Raw genomic sequence first — 14978 nt, forward strand, 5'->3', positions numbered from 1 at the left:
CGCGCATGAGCCAGGTCAACGCGATCGCCACAGGCGAGAGGAGCGCCGCGCACCACACCGCCGGAAAATCCACCGGCCTGCGTGTCATCGTCCTGGTGTTGATGGCCGCGCCGTTCATCACGGCGATGTTCGCGCCGCCGTCGCGACTTCCCGCGTTGCCGCGCGCCCTGGCGTTCACGCTGTGGGTCGCGTCGCTCGCGCCGGCGTGGACGTATCTCGGCAAGCCGTTACACCGTCGCCCGCCGCTGCCATTCATGCCGCTGATCGGCTTGTTGTACGGGCTGAACTTCGCGCTGCAGCTGGCGTTGGGGCAGGTGAACGTGTTTTACCGCATTGGGCTCGACCAGATGTCGCCGCTCGATCCGCGGCACGACTACACCGCGCCGATCACGTTGGCCCTCGTCGGGTGGTTGATCCTGCTCGGAGTGTACACGCTCATCGCGCGGCGCAACGTGTCGCCGACCGCGTTCGTGAACCCGCCACGGTCGGCACCGGCGTTGCGCCGACGACTGGTGCGCAGCGCGTTGATGTTGCTCTACTGCACCGTCGTGCTCGAGCCGCTGCGAGTGTTGGGTGTTCCGCTCGTCCTGCATGGCATACTGGTGTTCATGCAAATGTTGGGACTCTTCGCGCTCGGCCTGCTGATCGTCATGCAGCTGCAGGGCGTGCTCCCGAAGCGCGCGAAGTTGATGCTCTACGCCGGCCTTGCCGCGATGGTCGTGGGACGTTTGGCGACCGGTCAGATTTCGGGGCTCGCGCTGCTTGCCGTCACGGTGCTCGAGGCCTACTGGCTGGCCAAGGGCAGCGTCGGCTGGCGCGCAATCGTCGGAGTGCTCGTGGTCGGCGTCGCGATCGTCACGTTGCGCGGTCTCGCCGTGCAATTCCGCGCGGTCGTCTGGTTTGGCGGAACCAATTACACACTCGGCCAGCGGTTGACCGTGTTGCACGACGTCGCGCAGGACCGCGTCGCGTCCGACGGTGTCTGGGGGACTATCACCGACGGCGCAACACTCGTTGCGGGCCGTTCGGCGTACGCGGACATCTTTGCGGACGTGTATCGCTTGACGCCGCGATACATCAAGTACTGGAACGGTGGGACGTACGTCGCGCTCATTGGCGTCGCGATACCGCGCGCGCTGTGGCCGTCCAAGCCGGTGTCGTCCGTCGGCCAAATGTTCGGCCATCGATACAACTACATCGGCGATTTCGACTTCGGCACGTCCGTCAATCTGCCGTACTTGCTGGAATTCTTCGTCAATTTCGGCCCGATGGGTGTGCTGTTCGGCATGGCGGCCATTGGCTCGATCTACGCGTTTCTCGAGCGCGTCGTGAATCGCCCTGGACAGCCGCCGGAGCTTTCGATGGCGGGTGCCGCGCTGCTGTTGCCGTTGTTGAACATCGAGTCGGACTTCGCGGTGACGTTCGGTGGATTGCTCATGAACGGTGTCGCGCTGTGGTTGGTCTATCGGCAGCTGGTTCGCGTGCCGCGCCCGAAGGCGGTCGTCGCCGTGCACAACACAGTTCTCGGGGCAGCCACCTGAGCGCGGTGACGGCAATCGAGAACGCGCGCGCCCGGTCGCATCGCGCGAGTGCCGCGCTTGGTGTGCCGGGGTTTGCCGTTGTGGCGCTCGGTGGCAGCGGCGATGGTATCGCGTACTCCGCGCGCCTGGCGGATGCGGTGCTGCGGGAGCTGAGCGGTGACGCGCGTCGGGTGATCGAGCTCGCACCGCGTGCGGCGACCGGGGTGTCGATTGGCGAGCGTTTCCGATTCACCGCGAAACTCATCGCCGCGGACACGCGCCGCCGGGTCGATTGGTGGCTGTTCAATCATCTGTCGGTGGCGCGAGCCTATCGGCTCGTGCCTACCCCGCTGCGTCGTCCGTACGGGATAATCCTGCATGGCATCGAGGTGTGGGATTCGGCACTGTCGAGCGACCGCCGCGCGGCGTTGCGCGGCGCGCGCGTGCGGATCGCAGTCTCCGCGCACACGGCGAGCAAGGTCCGCGCGACGCATCCCGACGTCGGCGACGTCGTTGCATGCCCGCTCGCCTTGCTGAACACGCCGGCTTCTCCGCGACGCGAGGCCGACACCGCGCTCCTCGCGCGACTTCGTCCCCGCAGCGTCGCCATCGTGGGCCGCATGAGCGCTGCCGAGCGGTACAAGGGGCACGATCAATTGCTCGAGGCGTGGCCGATCGTTCGTGAGCGCGTTCCGGGCGCACAGCTCGTGATCGTCGGTCAAGGGGACGATCGCGCGCGTCTCATCGAGAAAGCACGCGCGCTCGAGCTTGGCGACGACGTCTTGTTCACTGGATTCGTGTCCGACGCCACGCTGCAGCATGTGCTCGAGAACGTCGCCGTGTTCGCGATGCCGAGTCAGGGCGAAGGATTCGGCCTTGTATATCTGCAGGCGATGGCGGCGGGTCGTGCATGCATCGGTTCCGACCGCGATGCGGCTGGGGGTATCATCGTGCCGGGGGAGACCGGCTTGCTGGTCAATCCCGACGACATCGGCGGCGTGGCCGACGCCGTGGCGACGCTGCTGGATAACGAAGAACTGTGCCGGCGGATGGGCGCGGCCGGTCGCCGCCGCTACGAGGCGGAGTTCACCTATCCGCGATACCGCGATCGGCTCGGCGCTCTGTTGGCGAGTGCGTTCGGCGAACAGACGCCGCGCCGCGGATGACTCGGCAAATGCGGCCAAACCGGCTGCGCGTGCTGCATACGCTGCCGAGTGCCGCGGTGAGCTACGGGGGTCCGACGTATTCGGCGAAGGCGTTCGCCGACGCCGGCGCGGCGGCGGGGGAGGACGTCACGATCGCGGCGCCCGTGTTCGCGCACGAGGGCCCGCTCGGCCTGCACGAGCGCGACGATTCGTTCACGCTGCGGCTCTTTCCGGGCCAGGGACGCGGTGCGTTCGTGGCCTCGCGCGCGATGTGGATGTGGCTGAGGCGCGAGGTCCGGACCTTCGACGTCGTGCACATTCATACTTTGCTCAATCCGGTCAGTGCGGTCACGGCGTGGATCTGCCGCCGGGCCGGAGTACCGTACGTGGTGCGCCCGTGCGGGATGCTCTCGCGTTACAGTTACGAGCATCGCCGCCGGCTGCTCAAGCGAGCGTACTTCACGCTCGTGGATCGCGGTGTGGTGACCGGCGCGGCGGCTGTCCAGTTCACCACGGATGTGGAAGCGAACGAAGCTCGCGAACGCGTGGCGCTCGATCCGTCGCGTGTGGTCGTCGTGCCGCCGCCGTACGTTCCCAATGCGCTCCGCTTGCCGCGTGCTCCCGGCACCGACGCGCCCGTCGTATTTCTGGCGCGTCTCAACCCGGTGAAGGGGCTGGAGACGTTGCTGGCGGCATGGCGCGAGGTGGTGGCGCGCCGTCCGGCGGCGCGGCTGGTGATCGCGGGGGACGGCGAGGCTGCATATGTCGAGAGCCTTCGCGTGCTCGCGGAACAACTTGGCATTGCGTCGCGCGTGGAGTTCGCGGGCTTCGTCTCAGGTGCGCGCAAGGCTGAACTCCTCGCGGGTGCCGCGCTCGTGGTGTTGCCGTCGAAGCACGAGAATTTCGGTGTCGCGGTGCTCGAAGCGATCGGCGCCGGGGTCCCGGTGATCGTGTCGCCCGAAGTGCAGCTGTCGTCGTTCGTACGGCGGCATGCGCTGGGCGTGGTCGTCGAGCGCGAGCCGGCGAAGCTCGCGGCCGCGATCGTTCAGGTGATCGGTGACGACGCGTTGCAGGCGCGTTGTGCCGTCGCCGGTCCGGCGGCGGTGGAGTCGAGCTTTTCCGTCGACCGCATCGGCCGGGCGCTCGAGGAGATGTATCTTTCGTTCGGCTGAATGCCGTCGGCGACGCCGAGCGCGTCGTGACGCTCCGGTCGTCTTTTTTTTTTTCGTCGATTTCAATTGTTGCATTCATGAATTCTCGTCGTTCGCGCCAATCCACGTACGTGTTGGGAATCAACGCCTATCACGGCGACGTGGCCGCGGTGCTCCTGCGCGACGGCGTGGTCGTTGCCGCGCTGGAAGAGGAACGGTTTCGCCGCGTAAAGCATTACGCGGGCTTTCCGACGATGGCGATTGCCAGGTGCCTGGACATCGGCGGCATCACGGGCGCGGAGGTTCAGCATGTCGCGATCAGCCGCAATCCGCGCGCGAATCTGCTGCAGAAGGCGGCGTTCGCCTTGTCACGGCGACCCGGCCTGGCGCTGATTCGCGACCGGATGCGCAACGCGGCGAAGGTGCGTGACATCCACGCGCCCCTGGCCGCGGCGTTGGGGCGTCCCGCGGACGATCTGCCGAAGCTTCATTTCGTCGAGCATCACCCGGCGCACCTCGCCAGCACGTTCTTCGTCTCGCCGTTCGACGACGCGTCCGTGTGCGCGATCGACGGCTTCGGCGACTTCGTCAGCACCTCCATGGCGGTTGGCCGCGGGAATTCGCTCGAGGTGCTGGAGCGAGTCTTCTTCCCGCATTCGTTGGGAATGTTCTACACCGCCGTCACCCAGTATCTGGGTTTTCACGGGTACGGCGATGAATTCAAGGTGATGGGCCTGGCGCCGTACGGCAGTCCGCGGCACGTCGAGCCGCTCCGCGAGCTCGTGAAATTGAAGGACGGGGGTACCTTCGAGCTGGCGCTGGAATATTTCCGTCACTGGAGCGACGGCGTCGAGATGGAATGGGATTCAGGGTATCCGACGCTCGGTCTCGTGTACGCGCCCGCGCTCGAGCAGTTGCTCGGCCCAGCGCGCCGGCCGGACGAGCCGCTCACGCCGCATCACGAAGATCTCGCGCGTTCGCTGCAAGCCGTCTATGAAGAGTGCGCGTTCCACGTGCTCAACGGTTTGTGGGAGCGAACGAAGAATCCTCGCCTCTGTCTCGCCGGCGGCTGTGCCATGAACAGCGTCGCCAACGGCAAAGTACGATCGCACACCCCGTTCACCGATGTGTACGTGCAGCCGGCGTCGAGCGACAATGGAACAGCACTCGGCGCTGCCTACTACGCGTGGAACCAGGTGCTGCGTCAGCCGCGGTCGTTTGTGATGACCCATGGCTACTGGGGTACGGAGTATCCAGGCGCCGACATCACGGAAGCCATCGCGCGGCGCGACGATCCGGAGTGGCAGTACGAATGGACGAAGTACGGGGACGAGGACGAGTTGTGTCGTGAAACGGCGCAGTTGATCGTCGGCGGGAATGTCGTCGGCTGGTTCCAGGGCCGCATGGAGTGGGGGGCGCGCGCGCTTGGCAATCGCAGCATCCTCGCCGATCCGCGCCGCTCCGACGTGCGGGAGCTGATCAACACGCGCATCAAGTTTCGCGAGAAGTTTCGTCCGTTCGCGCCGTCGATCGCCGAAGAGGCGCTGCATGACTATTTCGTCGACGCGGCCCCCGATCCGTTCATGCAGCAGGTCTATCCCGTTCAGCCCGACAAGCGTGCGGTGCTTCCGGCGATCACGCACGTGGACGGGACGGGGCGATTGCAGACCGTGAGCGCCGAAACGAACCCGCGCTACTACAAGTTGATCCGCGCGGTGGAGCAATTGAGCGGCGTGCCGGTCGTGCTCAACACCAGCTTCAACGAGAACGAACCGATCGTGGATACGCCGGAGCAGGCGCTCGACTGTTTTCTCCGCACGCGTATGGACGCCATCGTCGTTGGCAATATGATCGTGCGCCGTCAGCCGGTGCATCGCGCCGCGGTTGTGACGAGCCCGAGTTGATCGCGGAATGTCCTCGAGCGCGCGGCCACTGCTCTTCGAGGAACGATCGGCGGAGACGCCGCTGTTCTCGGTGTGCATTCCGCAGTACAGTCGCTTTCCCTTTCTGATCGCCGCGCTCGAGACGCTGCGAGACCAAACAGAACGCTCGTTCGAAGTGTGCATCTCCGACGACGTGTCACCGGAGGGGCGCCACGAAGACGTCGTTGCCTTTCTGCGTGCGGCGCGGATTCCGTTCGGTTACGTGGTGCAGCAACACAATCTTCGCTACGACGGCAACCTGCGCGCGGCGATGGCCCTGGCCCGCGGCCGGTTCTGCCTGTTGATGGGCAATGACGACGCCCTCGCGGATGCGCGCACCCTCGAACGATACGCGGAGCTCATTCGCGCCAACGCGCCGCTCGGCGTCGTCATCACCGACTTTGCGGACTATGTCACCGGCGAACGCGCCGGACGCATTCAGCGGACCGCCCGATACGACGGCGACGCCCAAGTGGCGCTCCAACACTTTCGCAATTTCAGTTTCGTCAGCGGGATTTTGCTCGACCGCGCGGCGGCGCATCGCGAAGCCACGACGCGCTGGGACGGGAGCGAGATGTATCAGATGTACATAGGCTGCCGGCTCATCGCGACCGGCCACGCGCTGCTCGAGATCGCGGAGCCGATGGTGCGGAAGGACATTCGCATTCCCAACGAGAGCGTCGACAGCTACGCGCGCCGCCCGCGTGAATCGTCGTTCAAGCGTCGCGAATTGCCATTCAATCGACTGGGTGCGTTGCTGTACGACGCGATCGAGCCCGCATTGGCCAAGGACGGCCTGCAGCGCGCCATTCGCAGCATCTTTGGTCAAATCCTGGCGATCACGTACCCGTATTGGCTGCTGGAGTATCGCCGTGTGCAGCCGTGGGGGTACGCCGTCGGCGTGGCGCGCGGGATGGCCCCGGCGCGCATCCTGAAGGAGGTGCCGGCGTCGGGCGCGACGCGCCTGTTCGTTCGCACACTCTACACGGCGGCGACGATCGCGGCGCTGGCCATGCCACAAGTGCTGTTCGCGCGCGCGCGGGCGACCCTGTATCGGTTCGTCAAACGTCCCGGACGAGCCGGCGAAGCGACCGCGCGCGCTGTATGAGAATTCTCATCGTCGGCAACGAGGGCGGCACCAACGTCGGGTGGTCGCTCTTCAGAGCCGCGAAACTGGCGGGCCACGAGGCCGCCTTCGCGAACGCGCTCGAGGCGGCGCGCGGACCGCGGTGGCTCAAGCGAGTGGCGTGGCACTTCTTCGACCATCGCCCGCCGCGACTGGGATCGTTCAGCCGGGCGGTGCGCGAGCGAGCGCTCCGCGACCGACCGGAGCTCCTCATCGCCACCGGCGCCGTGCCGATCACGGCCGGCGATCTTGGACGCATTCGCGCGGCAGACATCCGTACCGCGAACTTCACCACGGATGACCCGTGGAGCCCGATCAGCCGCGCAAATTGGTTTCTTCGCGCGCTGCCCGCGTATGACGTCGTCTTCACGCCACGCCGCGCGAACATCGCGGACCTACAGCGCGCGGGCTGCCGGCATGTCGAGTTTCTTCCGTTCGGCTATGATCCGGAGCTGTGCTTTCCCGAGGAACTCTCCCCGGCGGACACGGCCGCTTTGGCGAGCGACGTGATTTTCGTCGGAGGTGCGGATGACGGACGTGCCGCGCTGATCGCTGACCTGGCGCGGGATATCCCGAACGTGTCGCTGTACGGAAGCTTCTGGGAGCGATATCCGGCCACGCGTGCGCTCACGCGCGGACAGGCCGGTCCCGAGACCATTCGGCGCGCCACGCGCGCGGCCCGCGTCAGCCTCTGCCTGGTGCGTCACTCGAACCGCGACGGTCACGTCATGCGCTCGTTCGAAATGGCGGCGATGGGCGCATGTATGCTCGTCGAAGACACGGCCGAGCATCGCGAGCTGTTCGGCGAGGACGGCGAGCGGGTCCTGTTCTTTGTCACGCCGCGCGACATGACGTTGAAGGCACAAATTCTCATCGCCGACGAGGCGCTGCGCCGCCGGTTGTCCACGGCGGTCATGCGGCACGTCACGGCCGGATGCAACACCTATGCGGACCGCCTGAGCCGGATGATGACGGCCTCGCTTCAGGGGGCGCGCGTCGGTTTGTAGATTGCCTCCCACTCGCGGCGCATCGGGCCGCGTTTCACGCCACTCCCGCGCCCCGCATGTTCGCACCGTTCAAATTCGTGTCGGCGAAGACGATCGATCGGTCGACTCGGTGAGCCGACCGCTCGCGATCGTTGCCATCTCGCAGGTCTACACGCCCGATCCCGCGAGCGTCGGGAGGTATCTCGCCGACGCGACCTCCGAGCTCGTGCGCCGCGGCCACCGCGTCACGGTCTACACGGCAGCGCGCGGCTACGACGACCCGTCCCTTCGGTACCCGGCGCGCGAAGTGATCGATGGTGTCGAGGTCCGACGCCTGCCGTTTTCATGGTTTGGCAAGACCTCGATCCTGTTGCGATTGATCGGCGGCTTGTCGTTCATCGCGCAGGCGAGCTTCCGCGCGTTGTTCATGCGACGGCTCGATGTCCTCCTGATCAGCACGACGCCGCCGGTCGTGCCACTCGCGGCACTCGTTCTCCGCGCGCTTCGGCGCCCGCGCCTCGTGTACTGGATCATGGATCTCAATCCGGACCAACTCGTCGCGCTCGGCGGCGCCAGGCCGGGGAGCATATCGGTTCGGTTATTCAATTGGTTGAATAGAAAGACCTTGGCGGCGGCCGCGTCGATCATCGTGCTGGACCGCTTCATGCTCGAGCGCGTGAATCGCAAGGTCGACGTGAGCGACAAGGCGGTGGTGATTCCACCGTGGATGCACGACGACAAGCTCGTCGCGATTCCGCGCGAGGCGAATTCATTCCGCACCGAGCATGTGCCGAACGAACGGCTCGCGATCATGTACAGCGGCAATCATAGTCCGGCCAATCCGCTCGACACGATTCTCGAGGCCGCCGCCGCGCTCCGCGACGATCCGCGCTTCACGTTCCTGTTCGTGGGTGGCGGCTCGCGAAAGCGCGACGTGGAGCGGCTGCAGCTCCCGAATGTCGTGTCGCTGCCCTATCAACCCGAGGAGCGGCTGCCCGAGTCGCTCAGCGCCGGCGACGTGCACGTCATCACGATGGGTGACGAAGTCGTCGGCATCGTTCATCCATCCAAGATCTATGCGGCGTTGGCGATCGGCCGTCCATCGCTGTACATCGGGCCGCGAGAATCGCCGCTCGCCGATTTGATCCGCGAGTTCCGTGTCGGGTGGGTGCTCGAGCACGGTGATGTGGACGGCGTCGTCCGCGCGCTCGACGAAGCGGCGGCGAATCCCGGTTCGCTCGAATTGATCGGCGAACGCGCTCGCGGAATGGCGCGCGCGCGTCTCAGCCAGGCGCTGCTCTGTTCAGCGCTGTGCGACGTCATCGACGGCAGCGGCGTTCAGTGATTGCCGCGGAACGGCGCGCGCCGTTCCACGAGCACGTACAACACGCACAAGATCACCGAGCCGGCGACCAGTGCAGCCGGCAGTCGTCGGGGCGCCTGCTGCGCGTACCAGGCGAGCCCGGCGAGTACGAGCGTCGTGAGGAGCGCCGCGCTCGTCGTCCGCGCGTGCGACCAGCCGCTCTGCGTCATGCGTTGATAGGCGTGACTGCGATGCGCTTCATACCATCGCTCACCGTGTCGCACACGTCGCACCAGCGTCACGGTCGCGTCGAAGGTGAAGACGCCGAGCATCATCACCCACGACACGATCGGGACGGCATGAGCATTCTCTGAACCCACGGCGAGTGCGCCGAACAGAAAGCCGAGCAGGCCGGAGCTCGTGTCGCCCATGAATATCTTCGCGGGCTGCCAATTCCACACGAGGAAGCCGAGGCACGCGGCGCTCGTCAGCGCGGCGATCGCCGCGAGTCCCGCGGCACCGGCGGAAGCTAGCACGAGGCTCGCGGCCCCGCCGACCACGGCCGCTTCTCCCGCCGCAATGCCGTCGATGCCGTCCATGAAGTTGTACAGGTTCGTCATCCACACGATGAACAGGACGGCGAGCACCGGACCGAGCGGCCCGAGCGGAATCGAGATCAACCCAAGGTCGATCGACGAGAAACCGCCAAGCAGCCGGACCGCGAAGATTGCCGCGACGACATGGACCGCGCTTCGACTGCGCACGGACACGTCGCCACGATCGTCCATCCAGCCGACGAACGCGACCAGTGCGCCGCCGCCCGCCATGGCGGCCGTCTGCGCCGCCGTGAGGATGCCGAGGACGTCCATCACGACGAGCGCGAGCAACACGACGGACGCGATCGCGACCCCGCCGCCGCGCGGAGTCGGCACGGTGTGCGAGCTGCGATGCGACGGAATATCGAGAATCTGACGCCGGCGCGCGTATCCGATGTACACGCGGGTCGCCGCGAGCGTCACGACACAAACGAAGAACAGTGCGATCGCGGTCGTTGCCAATGTCATCGCGGCCGCGCCAGCGCGCCTTCATACCACATCGCCGTTTCTTGGAGCGCGTCACGCATGGGGATCGGCGTATAGTGTGTCGTCTTGCGCAGTCGCGTGATGTCCACTTGAAGCGATTCCGTCAGGCGCGCGATAGCCGGTCGCATGGCCGGCAGGCCAAACAGGCCATGCATTGGATCAACGATTCGCGCTCCGGCGCGCAGCATCCAAAGCGGCACGGGAACGAGTCGCGCCGGCCGGCCCATCGCCGCGGCGATTCGCCGGACGAGCTCCGCCGCGGATACATCGTCGTCATCGCTCACGAAAAACACCGACCCCGCCGCCGCATCGCTCGCGAGCACCGCGTCGACGGCTCGCACTGCGTTGCCGCTGTAGAGGAAACTGCGCCGATTGTGAACGGCGCCGAGCGGAACGGGAATGCCTCGCTTCACGAGGGCGAAGAGCTGCGGAATGTTTCCTTTCATCTGCGGGCCGTACACCGCCGGTAGCCGCAACACGGACACGGCCATGTCATGTGCACACGACAGCGCGAGACGTTCTGCCTCGAGTTTGCTTCGGCCGTAGGCGTCGAGCGGCTCTGGTGGCGTGAGCTCGGTCCACGGACGCTCACTGCGTTCGCCGACCGCCTTGACGGAACTCGTAATTACGACTTTCTCGACGCCGGCATGCGTCGCGGCAGATAACACGGCCCGCGTACCCTCGACGTTCACGGCCCGATACTGCGCCTCGGCGTCGGCTGACGTTTCGCGCATCTGGTGAACGCGAGCCGCCAGATGCACGACGACGCCTGCCCCATGCATCCCACGGCGCAGGCTGTCTTCATCGCGAAGATCGTCGCCGAACACCGGCTCGACGCCGGAGGGAATCTTGGATCCGCGACGAATGAACCCGCGAACATGGAGTCCGCGCTCAACCCATTCCTTGCACAACGCGTGGCCGAGGAAGCCGCTCGCTCCCGTCACGAACATGAATGACACGAGGTCAAACATAACCGGCGGAACGGCTCGCTTGCCTATATTTCCCGCGCGGCACGTGAAGGAAAGAAGCGCACGCCGCGCGGCCGGTAGCCAAGGGCAAATGACCAAGACCGTTCTCTTCGTTCAGCACGCGAACACGGACTATTACCCGACGACTTACAACGCGTCGCGTCTGCTGGCCGGTGAAGGGTTTCATGTAATCGTGTGCTGCCGGGGTGACCGTCAGGTAGTCATTCCGGAATACGGGCGAGGAATCGAGGTTCTGCGTGTTGGGTCGACCGGCGGCGGTGTGCGGTCGGTTCGCGACTTCTTTCGCCTCTCGTGGGTTGCGTGGAGGTCCGCGCGACGCACCGCCGCCTGTGTGGTGGTCGGGTTCGACATTTACGGTGGCGTAATCGCGTATCTCATCAGCCGCCTGACGAAGATTCCGTTCTTCTATCACTGTTACGACGTTTTCTCGGCGTCCGAGGGAATCGGGCGATTTACCCGCGCGCTAAAACCCTTGGAGCGTCGCGCCGCGTTCGCCGCGACGCGAGTGGTGCTGCCGTCGGAGAGCAAGGCCGAACGATTCGAGGCCGAAGTCGGCGCGGGGTTCGAGCGCACGATCGTCGCCAACGCGCCGCCACTCCAACCGCGGAAACGCACAGACGTGCTGCGGCGCATGCTCGCCGAGCGGGGTGCGCCGTTCGAATATGTCGTGTATTACCACGGATCGATTGCGGCGGACAAAGGTCTGCTACAGGTGCTTCGCTCGATGGTTCGTTGGCCCGCAACGTCCTCGTTCGTTCTGGTGGGCCCGGCCTACGATGCAGCGTTCATGGCCCGGTTCATGGAAGCGGCGCGCAACCTCGGTCTCACCTCTCGCGTGATGCGCTTGGACATGATGCCGCTCACCGAGTTGCTGGATCTGACGCGGTCGGCGGATGTGGGTGTGTTCGTTCCGGAGCCGGACAGCATCATCAACGTGTACTCCGGCGCAGCCGTGGTGAAGTTGAACGACTACCTCGCGTGTGCGCTGCCGTTCGTCACGAGTCGTATCCCGCCACTCGAGGCGCTTGTCCTGACAACCGGCGCAGGCATCGTCGTCGATCCGCAGGACACCGCGTCGATGGGTGATGAAGTCGCCGCGCTGCTCACCGACACTCGCCGCCGCGCGACCATGGCCGACAACGCGTATCGCGCGCACCGCGAGTCTTACAATCTCGAGCGGCAGTACGCAACGACGCTCGAGACCATCCGCACGATTTGCGGGTGACGTCAGGAATCCGGTCCGTGATGCGTTTGTCCGGCGCGCGCGAGTTCAACAGCCTGACCGACCCCAAGGTTGAGTGAATCGGGCGTCGCATCGCACGCGAGCGACGCACGCGTCACCGCGCTCCTCACTGCGTGCGTCGCCCTCGGCGCCCTCATAGGCGTCGCGCTCGCGCTCGCGGCGTTCGGCCGCGTTCCGACCGAGCTTCGCCGAGTCACGGTGATCATGCACGCGATGCGTTCGCCGGGTGTGCCCCCGACGATCGCCGTCGGAAACAGCGTCGTCATGAACGGCATCGACGCGCGCCTTCTCGGTACGACGCCTGCCGGCCGGCCGGCCGCATGGAATTTCGCGACCACCGGTCAACTCGTCTCGGAAAGCCTGGTGATCGCCGATGCGCTTCCTGCCGAGGTTCACCGCGTGGTCCTCGGCATTACGATCGACGAGCTGACGCACGGCGCGCCGGTGGTGCCGCTCAACAAATACCTGGCGTTCCTGCTCAGTGGCTACCGCCCGTCGCAAGAATTGTCATCGCTCGTCGCGCGCGATACGGCGCTGGACGCCATGCTGCACACGCCCGAGTGGCGAGGGGCGCTGCAGTCGCGGTGGGTGTTTCGATCCGTCGCTGATTTTTACTTGAGAAGTGTGCTGCGCCGCGACCTCGATTTCGAGCGCGCGCAATCCGATCTCTATCATCCGGCGCCATTCACGCGGCCGGTGCGCGGCGATGCGCTGACGCATTTGCTGCAACTCGACGCGGCGCGGCACGCGACGTTTGCCCCGAGCTCCGCCATCCTTCGACAGATCCTGGACATGAACGCGCTACTGCGCGCGCGCGGCAAACAGTTCACGGTCGTGATCATGCCGGAGCATCCACTGCGGTTGCGAAGCGCAACCGCAACGTATCTCGATGAACTGCGAACGTGGATCGCGAGCGCGCCGGCGCTCGGCCTCGACGTGCTGGATCTGCACGATCGACTGGGCGCCTCGGACTTTGTCGACGACGTCCATCCGTCGGCGAGCGGGTCGCGCATCGTGACGCGGGCGCTTGCCGCCGCGCTGTCGCCGATATCCGTCGCAGCGCCGTAACGATGCTTTTCCACACGACGGCGTTTCTCGTCTTTTTCTCGATCACGGTCGCGCTCATCGCGATCGCGCGGCAGCACCGCAATCAGAAAGTCGTGCTGCTCCTTGCCAGCGCCGTGTTCTACATGTGGTGGAATCCGGCGTTCATTCTCCTGATTCTCACGTCCGCGACGATCGACTACTGGGCCGCCGATCGCATCGACCGCAGCGAGAGCGACGGTCGGCGCAAGTTCTTTCTCACCATCAGCGTCGTGGCCAACCTCGGCCTGCTGGCGTTCTTCAAGTACGCCAATTTCTTCGAGCACAACCTGCTGTTCGGGTTTCGCCTGCTGGGCTACCGGCCGAACTGGACTGATTTCGACATCGTTCTCCCCGTTGGGATTTCGTTCTACACGTTCAACACGATCAGCTACACCGTGGACGTGTATCGTCGCCGGCTTGCGCCGTGTCGATCGATGCTCGACTACGCGGTGTTCGTCACGTTCTTTCCGCACCTCGTCGCCGGCCCGATCGTGCGCGCGACGGACTTTCTCTATCAGCTCGAGGCGCCGCGCCGCATCACCTTCGATCGCGAGGCGCTGTTCCTGTTTCTGCGCGGCCTGGTGAAGAAGGTGATCGTCGCCGACGGCGTGAGCATGTTCGCCGACACGATCTTCCGCGCACCGGGCGACTGGAGCAGCGTCGTCATCTGGCTCGCCGCGATCTGCTTCTACGTGCAGATCTACTGCGACTTCTCCGGCTACACCGACATGGCGATCGCGGTCGCGCGCGTCGTCGGCTACAAGCTGCCTCAGAACTTCGATCGGCCGTACGTCGCGGCGAGTCCGCCCGAGTTCTGGCGGCGGTGGCACATCACACTTTCCTCATGGCTGCGCGATTACCTCTACATCCCGCTCGGCGGCAACCGGCGCGGGCGGTTGATCACGTTCCGGAACCTGATGCTGACGATGCTCATCGGCGGATTGTGGCACGGGGCGAGCTGGAACTTCGTGCTCTGGGGCGCGCTGCACGGGCTCGCGCTCGTGGTGCACCGGGGCTGGAATCGCGTGAAGGGACGGATTGGCGTCACACCGGCGGTTGAAACGCGGCGCTGGTATCGCATTGCCGCGACGGTACTGATGCAATACTGGATTCTCCTGACCTGGATTCCGTTCCGCGTCAGCGGCACGCACAACATGGTTCTGGCATTGCGCAAGTTCATGCTGTTCGACGGAAACTTTCACCTCGCCGAAGTGGGCCTTGGCGCGCTCACTCCATTCACCACGCTACTGATCGTGACGGGGTTCCTGATCGTCCACTGGTGGTCGGCACGCTTCGGCGGCCTGGACGAACGATTGCGGCGCGCTTCGCCGATCGCGGCGGCCGCGGCGTGTGTCGTCGTCGGTGCCGCATTGTTCCTTCTGTGGCCGCCCGCCGAGGCGCCGTTCATCTACTTCCAGTTCTGAC

The 14978-nt window shown here is 65.6% G+C and carries 12 protein-coding genes; 10 read left to right on the plus strand and 2 right to left on the minus strand.

The features are described from left to right. The first annotated feature begins 5 nt into the window (after positions 1-5). The 7 genes from VN706_13790 (at position 6) to VN706_13820 (ending at position 9195) form a co-directional block, all read left to right on the plus strand. Positions 6-1541 (plus strand): hypothetical protein, encoded by a 1536-nt coding sequence (locus VN706_13790; protein ID HXT16705.1) that lies wholly within the window; start codon positions 6-8, stop codon positions 1539-1541. Between the two features lie 5 nt (positions 1542-1546). Then, entirely contained in the window at positions 1547-2686 is a 1140-nt protein-coding gene (locus VN706_13795) for a glycosyltransferase family 4 protein (protein HXT16706.1), read from the plus strand. Positions 2687-2694: 8 nt separating this feature from the next. Further along, complete coding sequence (locus tag VN706_13800; protein HXT16707.1) at positions 2695-3837, plus strand: glycosyltransferase; 1143 nt, start codon at positions 2695-2697, stop codon at positions 3835-3837. A gap of 77 nt (positions 3838-3914) precedes the next feature. Continuing rightward, positions 3915-5720, plus strand: coding sequence for a carbamoyltransferase C-terminal domain-containing protein (locus VN706_13805; protein ID HXT16708.1), 1806 nt, complete (start codon positions 3915-3917; stop codon positions 5718-5720). A 7-nt stretch (positions 5721-5727) separates the two neighbouring features. Beyond that, positions 5728-6846 carry a glycosyltransferase gene (locus VN706_13810; protein HXT16709.1) on the plus strand — a complete coding sequence of 373 codons (1119 nt, stop codon included), beginning with the start codon at positions 5728-5730 and terminating at the stop codon, positions 6844-6846. Then, complete coding sequence (locus VN706_13815; protein HXT16710.1) at positions 6843-7871, plus strand: glycosyltransferase; 1029 nt, start codon at positions 6843-6845, stop codon at positions 7869-7871. Before VN706_13810 ends, VN706_13815 begins: the two co-directional genes overlap by 4 nt. 109 nt (positions 7872-7980) lie before the next feature. Next, positions 7981-9195 carry a glycosyltransferase family 4 protein gene (locus tag VN706_13820; protein ID HXT16711.1) on the plus strand — a complete coding sequence of 405 codons (1215 nt, stop codon included), beginning with the start codon at positions 7981-7983 and terminating at the stop codon, positions 9193-9195. Here VN706_13820 and VN706_13825 read toward each other — a convergent pair. Both VN706_13825 and VN706_13830 read right to left on the minus strand, forming a co-directional pair. Then, complete coding sequence (locus VN706_13825; protein HXT16712.1) at positions 9189-10217, minus strand: glycosyltransferase family 4 protein; 1029 nt, start codon at positions 10215-10217, stop codon at positions 9189-9191. The genes VN706_13820 and VN706_13825 overlap by 7 nt on opposite strands. Further along, complete coding sequence (locus VN706_13830) at positions 10214-11185, minus strand: NAD-dependent epimerase/dehydratase family protein (protein HXT16713.1); 972 nt, start codon at positions 11183-11185, stop codon at positions 10214-10216. The genes VN706_13825 and VN706_13830 overlap by 4 nt, the downstream gene beginning before the upstream one ends. Positions 11186-11294: 109 nt before the next feature. Here VN706_13830 and VN706_13835 point away from each other — a divergent pair, with 109 nt between their 5' ends. The 3 genes from VN706_13835 (at position 11295) to VN706_13845 (ending at position 14977) form a co-directional block, all read left to right on the plus strand. Next, positions 11295-12449, plus strand: a complete 1155-nt coding sequence (locus VN706_13835; protein ID HXT16714.1) for a glycosyltransferase — start codon at positions 11295-11297, stop codon at positions 12447-12449. Between the two features lie 69 nt (positions 12450-12518). Further along, positions 12519-13535 (plus strand): hypothetical protein, encoded by a 1017-nt coding sequence (locus VN706_13840; GenBank protein ID HXT16715.1) that lies wholly within the window; start codon positions 12519-12521, stop codon positions 13533-13535. 2 nt (positions 13536-13537) lie between these two features. Then, positions 13538-14977: an MBOAT family O-acyltransferase gene (locus VN706_13845; GenBank protein HXT16716.1), complete on the plus strand. Its 1440-nt coding sequence runs from the start codon at positions 13538-13540 to the stop codon at positions 14975-14977. The last annotated feature ends 1 nt before the right edge of the window (position 14978 follow it).

This window comes from Gemmatimonadaceae bacterium (assembly GCA_035606695.1).
GTDB lineage: Bacteria > Gemmatimonadota > Gemmatimonadetes > Gemmatimonadales > Gemmatimonadaceae > JAQBQB01.